This is a genomic window from Streptomyces niveus (assembly GCF_001723055.1).
In the GTDB taxonomy this organism is placed as follows: Bacteria; Actinomycetota; Actinomycetes; order Streptomycetales; family Streptomycetaceae; genus Streptomyces; species Streptomyces niveus.
This window is the reverse complement of record NZ_MDCR01000397.1, coordinates 1-8,478: the sequence shown is the minus strand read 5'-3', so window position 1 is coordinate 8,478 and position 8,478 is coordinate 1. Positions and strand designations below refer to the sequence as shown.

Below are 8,478 nucleotides of genomic sequence, written 5' to 3'. Positions count from 1 at the left end.
GCCCGGCGGTCAGCCGCCGGGCGGGCCGCAGCCACGACGCGGCGTTCTCGGGCCAGTCGACCACGGCGAGGATCGCTCCACCGCGCGCCGTCCACGCGTCGGCGAACGCGCTCGCGGCGGCGTGTGACGCCTCGTCACGGCTGTGACCGACGGCGACGGAGTGGATCCGCGACCCCGGCGCCGTCAACAGGCCGATCAGTGCGTCGAGTTCGGCCACGGTGTGCGGGGCGCCGGGCTCCGTGGTCAAGTCCGCGCCGTAGACGACAAGGTCGTCGGCGCCGATCAGGGGCGAGTCGGACATGGCGCCGCGGTCCTTTCCCCGCTGGCTCTCCACCGGGCGTACTCGCGCGGCAGGCACACGGCGCACGGCCGGTACCCCGCCGCGACGGCCGTGGCCTCGTCCGCGAAGAACACCCGGTGCTCGGCGTACCGGCCCCGTGCGAGAGCCCGCAGCGCGGACGGGCAGTCGAGCCGCCCGTACAGGCGCCCACGGCTGTGCCCGCCGAGCGTGCCGGGAGTGGCGCTCGGGTACGGCGCGCCGTCCCGGCCCACCAGGACGTACCTCACGCGGCGTCGTGGAACACGAGGCCGAGGGTGTGCCGGTGGCCGGAGCGCACCGTGCTCACGCCGTGCCGCATCGGCGCGTTCGACCAGCCCCGCGCAGAGCGCACCGGCCGGTCGCGGGTGGTGAAGACCAGCCCGTGGCCCTGCGGGAGCGTGGCCGACGAGCCCCGCGACTGCGCGCGCGGACGCTGCTCGGTCATGATGAACTCGCCGCCCGTGAAGTCCGTGCCGGGTACGTCCAGACCGATGACGACCTGGAGCGGGAACACCATGTCGCCGAACACGTCCCGGTGCAGGGCGTTCCAGTCGCCCGCGCCGTAACGCAGCAGGATCTGGGCGGACCTGGCCTGGCCCGCCTCATGACACATCGTCACCCACTCGTCCAGCGTGTCGGGCCAGGGCGCGGTCCTGCCCAGCTTCCCGGCCCAGTCGCGTGCGACGGGCAGCAGCCGCGGATAGAGCGCGGCACGCAACTCCCGTACCGCTTCCGGGAGATCGTGTGTGAAGTACCGGTACTGCCCGGACCCGAACCGATGGCGGGCCATGTCGACGGTGCCGCGGAACCGCTCGCCGTCGTCGTACAGCGCGGTGATCGCGCGGCACTCGGCGGGGGAGAGGAGTGGCTGCCCGGTGAGGGCGTTGCCGTACGCGTCGAGATCGCCGGCGATGGTGTCCCAGTCCTGCCCGGCGACGCGCTCGCCGCTCCTGCCTGCCCGGTTCATGGTCCTCATCGTCTCTCCGCCTCTCCGGTCACTCTCTCGCTCTGTCGAGAGTGCCGCGCGGAGATCTTCCATGCTGGCGGGATTCGGACATGGCGCTTCACCTGGTGCTTCACCCGGCGGTGCGGCCGGTCAGCCCGCCGGCAGATCCGCCTTCGGGAGGAACCCGCGGATCAGCCCGGCGACCTCGTCCAGCGCGCTTTCGAGCAGGAAGTGCCCGCCGTCGACGAGATGCACCTGCGCGTCGGGCAGGTCGGCGACGAACGCCTCGGCGCCCGCCGGGCCGAAGATCTCATCGTTCTTGCCCCACACGGCCAGCAGCGGAGGCCGGCGGTCACGGAGATAGGCATGGAGGCGCGGATAGAGCGGCAGGTTGGTCGCGTAGTCGAGGAGCAGCTTCAGCTGGACGCGGTCGTTGCCGGGGCGCGAGACCAGGGCGTGGTCGTGGTGCCAGGTGTCGGGGCTGACCAGGCTCGGGTCCGGCACGCCGTGCAGATACTGCCACTTGATCATTTCCAGGCTGAAGGCCGCACGGATGGCGGCGATCGTGTCGGGGTTCTGTTCACGCCAGTACGCGCGGGCCGCTCCCCAGAAGCTCTCGACCAGACCCGCCTCGTACCCGTTTCCGTTCTGCGTGATGATCGCCGTGATCGCGTCCGGGTCCTTGAGCGCGAGGCGCCAGCCGACGGGGGCGCCGTAGTCCTGTACGTAGATGGCGTACCGCGTCACCCCGAGTCCGGCCAGCAGCTGCGCCGTCAGGTCGGCGAGCGCGTCGAAGCTGTAGTCGAAGTCCCCGACCGGCGGCGCGTCGGACAGGCCGAAGCCGAGGTGGTCGGGGGCGATGACGTGGTAGCGGTCCGCGAGCTGCGGGATGAGATGGCGGAACATGAACGAGCTGGTGGGGAAGCCGTGCAGCAGTACGAGTACGGGTGCGTCGGGCGGGCCGGCCTCCCGGTAGAACAGTTCGTGGCCCTGGACGGTCGCATAGCGGTGGTGGACGTTGACCATGACGGACTCCTTGTTCTCAGGCCCCGAGTGTCGGTGTCGGTTCGTACCTGTACGTGAGACGAACGCTCACGCCTTCGCCGCCTCGCCGGCGTCACGACGGCGCCGGTAGTGGCGGGCCACCCGGGCGCGGTTTCCGCAGTCGGCGGAGCACCACTCCCGGCGTGGATGGGAGCGCACGAAGAAGAGCACACAGCGCGGCCCGTGGCAGGCCCGCAACTCGGCCCGGCCGGGCCCGGTGAACAGCCGTACCCCTTCCTCCGCGACGCGCGACAGGACCCGTGCGGGCAGGGTGCCGTCCGCGACATCCGTACGGGTGGGCCCGCCGTCCCCGGTCCACGTCAGCGCGGACCAGGAGGGCGCGTACGCGCAGGCCTCGTTGACGGCGGAGACCGCCGCCGTGAGGTGATCGGAGTCGGTGTCCTGCGCGAGCCGCGTGTCGCCGGTCGTGACGGCGGCGAGGCGCCGCAGCGCGTCGCGCAGCTGCCGGAACCGCCGGAGTTCGTCCGCCGACGGGTCCGGCAGCTGCGCGAATGACGGTCCGCCGGCCGGTGCGAGGCGCGGCTGGACACCGCGCAGCCAGGCCGCGAGCCCTTCGGGATGTGTCAGCTCGTCGTGTACGCCGTCCCGGTCGGCCCAGATCGTGTTCATCAGCTCGACCGGCAGGGGCTCACCCAGCAGCGGAGCCGCTGTGGGCGGCGGGGACGCGGACGTACCGGAGCGAATGCTCTCCATACCGACGACTCTAATACGAGAGCTAATGGTTGTCGACCGGAGTAAGCATGTGAATCCGACGGTGAGGCGTCAGCGGCGGCGCAGCAGCATGACGACGACGATGACGACCAGGATGACCACGACTGTTCCGAGACCTATGTACATCTGAGACTCCTCGCTCTTGAATCCGCCGAGTGCGGCTGGGGCCGCGGCGCCGGCCGTGTGCCGGCCCGCCGCCCCTGCCAACCGGGTACCCCGTCAACCGCCGCTCAGCGGTCGGCGGGGTGGCGGCGTACCTGTGTCCACTCCGCGAACCACCAGACAAAGGCGACCAGCACCGCCCACGGCAGCGCGTGCGCGGCGGCCGTGAGCCAGGGCGACTCCCCGCGGAACCGCTCCACTCCGGCCGTCGCGGCCCAACTCGCCAGCAGGACCAGCAGGATTCGGATACGTCGGTGCTTCAGCATGGGAACCTGCTACCCAAGATCATGAACGGGACGCCCCGCATCCTCGTTCTCGTCCCAGAGGTCGGTGCTGAACGCACCCACCAGTGCCCCGACCCTGTCCAGCAGTTCGCCCGCCGGCAGGGCGTCCACCCGCCGCCCGTCCCGCAGCCGCAGCGCCACCGCGTCCCCCGCGGCCTCCCTCGCCCCGATCACCGCCTGGTACGGCACCAGCCTGGCCGCCCTGACGCGCGCGCCCAGGGTGCCGTGCTCCGGCCCCGAGACCTCCGCCCGCAGCCCCCGCTCCGCGCATCGCTCCACGAGCCGTACGGCCTGCGGGAGTTCGGCGTCGGAGACCGGCAGCACCACGACCTGGGCCGGCGCGAGCCAGCCGGGGAACGCGCCGCCGTGCCGCTCCACGAGATGAGCCACGGCCCGCTCCACGCTGCCGATCACACTGCGATGGATCATCACCGGCCGGTGCCTGGCCCCGTCGGCGCCGATGTACCGCAGATCGAACCGCTCGGGCTGGTGGAAGTCGACCTGCACGGTGGACAAGGTCGACTCCCGCCCCGCCTCGTCGGCGATCTGGACGTCGATCTTCGGGCCGTAGAACGCCGCCTCGCCCTCCACCGCCTCGTACGCGACGCCCGAGCTGTCCAGCACCTCGGTCAGCAGCGCCGCCGACCGCTCCCACAGGGCCGGATCGGCGAGGTACTTCCCGCCCGGCCCCGGCAGCGACAGCCGGAAGCGTGCCGGACGGATGCCGAGCGCGTCGTACGCCCGCCGGATCAGCTCCAGCGCGGCCCGCGCCTCCCCGGCGACCTGGTCCACGGTGCAGAAGATGTGCGCGTCGTTGAGCTGAATCGACCGTACGCGGGTCAGCCCGCCCAGCACCCCGGACAGCTCGGAGCGGTACATGCCGCCCAACTCGGCCATACGGAGCGGCAGTTCACGGTAGCTGTGGGCGCGCGACCGGTAGATCAAAGCATGGTGCGGGCACAGACTCGGCCGCAGGACGAACTCCTCCCCGCCCAGCTCCATCGGCGGGAACATGTCCTGGCTGTAGTGCGACCAGTGCCCGGAGATCTCGAACAGCTCCCGCTTCCCCAGCACCGGCGAGTACACATGCCGGTAGCCCGCGCGCCGCTCCACGCCGCGGATGTACTCCTCCAGGGCGTGCCGTACGGTCGCGCCGTCGGGCAGCCAGTACGGCAGGCCCGCGCCGATCAGCGGGTCGGTGTCGAACAGGCCCAGCTCGCGGCCGAGTCTGCGGTGGTCGTGCATGGTGGTCTCCTCGCTGGCGGGGAACGAGTGACCACGTGACGAAGCCCCGGGGCACTCGCCCCGGGGCTTCGAACTGGATCAGCAGTCAGCGCGCCGGGACACTCTCCGGCGTCGTCGTCATCGCGGCACGCTTCATGGGACCGACGGTAGAGACCGGCCCGCGCCACGGCAACAGCATTTCTCACGGGCGGTCAATTCCCACCCCCGTCCCACGAACACCTTGTGTCCTAACCCTGGACACCCGCCGAGCGGTCGTGCTGTCATTCCGCTGCGGACACTTTCCAACGTTGTAATAGCCGGGACGAACCCCTTCCGCCCCCGTCCGCGCGAGGACATCGAGGACTTCCATGAGACGAAAGCCCGCCGCCCGCCCACCGCTGCGCTCCCGCCCCCTGTTCCGCTCGCTGCTGCTCGCAGTCGCCCTGCTGCTGCCGGCGACCGGCTTCGCGTCGGGCGCGACGGCCGCCGGTATCGCGCCCGACACCACGTCCGCCGCCGCGCCCGCCGACGACGTGCACGGCCTCAAGGGCGAGTACTTCAGCATGTCCGCGCCCGGCGCGCGCGACTTCGCCGAGCTCGGGGGACTGGCCCTCGACCCGCAGATCGAATTCCCGGGCCTGGCAACGACGTTCGAGTCCCTGACGGGTCGCTCCGAACACACCACCGCCCGCTGGACCGGCCGTATCGAGGCCCCCGCGAGCGGCGACTACACCTTCTACGCGACCGGCGACAACGGCTTCCGGGTCTGGATCGGCGACAGGACGGTGATCGACCACTGGGAACCGGACTGGGACAAGGAGCAGACCAGTGAGCCGGTCACGCTCAAGGCCGGCGAGCCGCAGGACATCCGCGTCGAGATGTTCCAGGACACCGGCGGCGCCAACATGTTCCTGCGCTGGTCGGGCGCCGGGACCCAGAAGCAGATCGTCCCCGAGTCCGCGTTCACCCCGCCCGCCGACTTCGAGATCTACCCGGTCTCGCCCACGGTCGGAAAGGACGGCCGGCAGATCCGCGCGACCTTCGAGGACAAGGTCGGCGGCACCGTCGCGGCGCTCAAGGACCATCTGAAGATCGACGTCGACACGACCCCGATGCCGGTCACCTCCGTCGCCCGCACCCCCGGTGACCCGTACTCCCTCACCGTCACGCTGAAGGCGCCGATCCAGAAGGACCAGCGGGTCGGCTTCCGATACGACGGCAAGGGCGGCCTCCAGGCCGGCGGCGAGAGCGTGCCGGAGATCATGCGCACGGCGGCCAACGAGTCCACGCACCGGCTCACCACCGAGTGGGGCGACAGGCTCGACCGCGACAACCCGCTGCCCGAGTACCCGCGTCCGCAGCAGGTGCGCGACAACTGGAAGAACCTCAACGGGCCTTGGCAGTTCGCGGGCGCCGAGAAGGACGAACAGCCCGTCTTCGGCAAGGACCTGGACGAGAAGATCATCGTGCCGTTCCCCGTCGAGTCACAGCTCTCCGGCCTCGAACGCCACGAGGACCACATGTTCTACCGCAAGCTCGTGACCGTCCCCGCCAACTGGCAGGTCGGCAGCGGCAAGCGGCTGAAGCTCAACTTCGGCGCCGTCGACTACGCGACCCGCGTCTGGGTCAACGGCAAGCAGGTCACCCAGCACACCGGCGGCTACACGGCGTTCAGCGCCGACATCACGGACGCGCTGAAGAACGGCGGCAGGGGACCGCAGGAGATCGTCGTCGCCGTCACCGACACCAACGGCCCCAACCAGCCGATGGGCAAACAGTCCACCGACCCCGGCGGCATCGTCTACACCCAGTCCTCCGGCATCTGGCAGACCGTCTGGATGGAGCCGGTCGCCACGGCGGCCGTCGACGAGCTCGTCACCACACCCGACATCGAGTCCCGCACCCTGGCCGTCACCGTCAACTCAGCCAAGGCGTCGGCCGATGCCAAGGTCAGGGCCGTCGCACGCGACGCCAAGGGCCGGATCATCTCGACGGTCAGCGGCCGTCCCGGCACCGAACTGCGCCTGCCGATCAAGAACCAGCGGCTCTGGACCCCGGACGACCCGTACCTGTACGACCTCGACGTCACCCTCACCGACGGCCGGTCCACCGACCGCGTCGACAGCTACTTCGGTATGCGGTCCGTCGGGATCGAGAAGGTCGGCGGCTACCAGAAGCTCGTCCTGAACGGGAAGCCGGTCTTCTCCCTCGCCATGCTGGACCAGGGATTCTGGCCCGACGGCCTCTACACCCAGCCCAGCGACGCGGCGCTCGCCTTCGACCTCGAAGAGCAGAAGAAGCTCGGCTTCAACGCCGTACGCAAGCACATCAAGGTCGAGTCGGCCCGCTTCTACCATCACGCCGACAAGCTCGGACTGCTCGTCTGGCAGGACTTCGTCTCCAGCGACATCACCAACGAGGCGGGACAGAAGACCTTCGTCGACGAGGGCAAGCAGATGATGCGTCAGCTGCACAACTCGCCGTCCGTCATCGGCTGGATCGTCTTCAACGAGGGCTGGGGCGAGTGGAACCGGGAGGAGACCGGCCGGATCGCCGAATCGGTGAAGCAGACCGACCCCTCCCGGATCGTCAACGCGCACAGCGGTGTCAACTGCTGCTCCTCGAAGGGGGATTCGGGCAAGGGCGAGATCATCGACCACCACGACTACGTCAACAACGACGCCCCGTTCCCCGACCACTGCGCCGCGATGGACGGCGAGCACGGCGGCTTCACGCTCCGTACCCCGGGGCACATGTGGCCCGGCCCGCCCGCCGCGATCTACAGCGGGGTCGCCGACAAGGACGCGCTCACCGCGAAGTACGTCCAGAACACCACCGACTTCTATCTGGAAGCGGCCGGCGCCGAACTGTCGGGCTCCGTCTACACCCAGGTCAGCGACCTGGAGAACGAGCTGAACGGGTTCTACACCTACGACCGCCGGGAGATCAAGGTCGACCCCGCGCGCGTGCGTGACATCAACCTGAAGGTCATCAAGGCCGGCGCCGAAGCGGGCGAGCGGGACGAGCTGACCGGCGGCGGACACTGGGCGCTGGACGAGGGGAAGGGCACCACGGCCAAGGACAGCGGCCCGAACGGCAAGGCCCTCGGCCTCGTCGGCGGCTCCACCTGGACGACGGGCGTCAGCGGCTCGGCGCTCGCCTTCGACGGCGAGGGCCAGTACGCGCAGACCGAAGGCCCGGTCGTCGACACCACCAAGAGCTACTCGGTGTCGGCCTGGGTCACGCTCGACGCGCTCCCCGGCAACTACGCGACGGCGGTCAGCCAGGACGGCCGGCGCACGGAGAACCCGTTCTATCTTCAGTACGGCCAGGGCGCGTTCGCCTTCAGCACCCCGGGGGGCAACCGGGCCCGCCTGGTGACCCAGCCGGAGAACGGCCGCTGGTACCACCTGGTGGGGGTCCGTGACTCGGCGTCGGACAAGATCACGCTGTACGTCGACGGCGTACCGGCAGCGACCGTCGCAGCGGGCCCGGTCGACGTGAGCACCGGACCCCTGTCGCTCGGCCGCGCCAAGTACGACGGCGCCAAGGGCGACTTCTGGAACGGTTCGATCGACCAAGTGCACGTCTACGACAAAGCTCTGACGGACAGCCAGGTCAGGAGTCTGCACGCGGAGGAACAACCGGCGCGCTGACGCGACCGGGCGGGGACGGTCCCCGGTGAGCCGATCGGCTCACCGGGGACCACTCGCGCGTCCGGGGCGGCCCCGGTCAGGGCGTGTCCGCAAAGTCCCGTCTGGCTCACG

7 protein-coding genes and 2 pseudogenes are annotated in these 8,478 nt (G+C 70.4%); 1 reads left to right on the top strand and 8 read right to left on the bottom strand.

The genetic code is table 11. From position 1 onward, the window contains the following. From BHU15_RS34560 to thrS, 8 genes and pseudogenes are all read right to left on the bottom strand, one after another. Positions 1-301, bottom strand: a pseudogene (locus tag BHU15_RS34560) (hypothetical protein); the annotation flags it as partial. After that, entirely contained in the window at positions 283-567 is a 285-nt protein-coding gene (locus tag BHU15_RS34555) for an Ada metal-binding domain-containing protein (protein ID WP_069630735.1), read from the bottom strand. The gene BHU15_RS34555 and the pseudogene BHU15_RS34560, both read right to left, overlap by 19 nt. Beyond that, on the bottom strand, positions 564-1,286 hold the full coding sequence (locus tag BHU15_RS34550; RefSeq protein WP_435896992.1) for a 2OG-Fe(II) oxygenase: 723 nt from the start codon (positions 1,284-1,286) through the stop codon (positions 564-566). Before BHU15_RS34550 ends, BHU15_RS34555 begins: the two co-directional genes overlap by 4 nt. A 129-nt stretch (positions 1,287-1,415) precedes the next feature. Next, positions 1,416-2,291: an alpha/beta fold hydrolase gene (locus BHU15_RS34545; RefSeq protein ID WP_069630733.1), complete on the bottom strand. Its 876-nt coding sequence runs from the start codon at positions 2,289-2,291 to the stop codon at positions 1,416-1,418. A gap of 66 nt (positions 2,292-2,357) precedes the next feature. Continuing rightward, a complete protein-coding gene (locus tag BHU15_RS34540; RefSeq protein ID WP_069630732.1) occupies positions 2,358-3,023 on the bottom strand; it encodes a CGNR zinc finger domain-containing protein in 666 nt (221 codons plus the stop codon). Between the two features lie 69 nt (positions 3,024-3,092). After that, positions 3,093-3,248 (bottom strand): hypothetical protein, encoded by a 156-nt coding sequence (locus tag BHU15_RS40585; protein WP_167756152.1) that lies wholly within the window; start codon positions 3,246-3,248, stop codon positions 3,093-3,095. A 23-nt stretch (positions 3,249-3,271) separates the two neighbouring features. Then, a complete protein-coding gene (locus BHU15_RS34535) occupies positions 3,272-3,469 on the bottom strand; it encodes a hypothetical protein (RefSeq protein ID WP_023536450.1) in 198 nt (65 codons plus the stop codon). A 9-nt stretch (positions 3,470-3,478) separates the two neighbouring features. Then, a pseudogene (thrS, locus tag BHU15_RS34530) lies at positions 3,479-4,735 on the bottom strand (threonine--tRNA ligase); the annotation flags it as partial. Positions 4,736-5,079: 344 nt separating this feature from the next. Here thrS and BHU15_RS34525 point away from each other — a divergent pair. After that, the gene (locus BHU15_RS34525) at positions 5,080-8,367 is read left to right on the top strand and encodes a glycoside hydrolase family 2 (RefSeq protein ID WP_069630730.1); all 3,288 of its coding nucleotides are present in this window, start codon (positions 5,080-5,082) and stop codon (positions 8,365-8,367) included. Positions 8,368-8,478 lie beyond the last annotated feature (111 nt).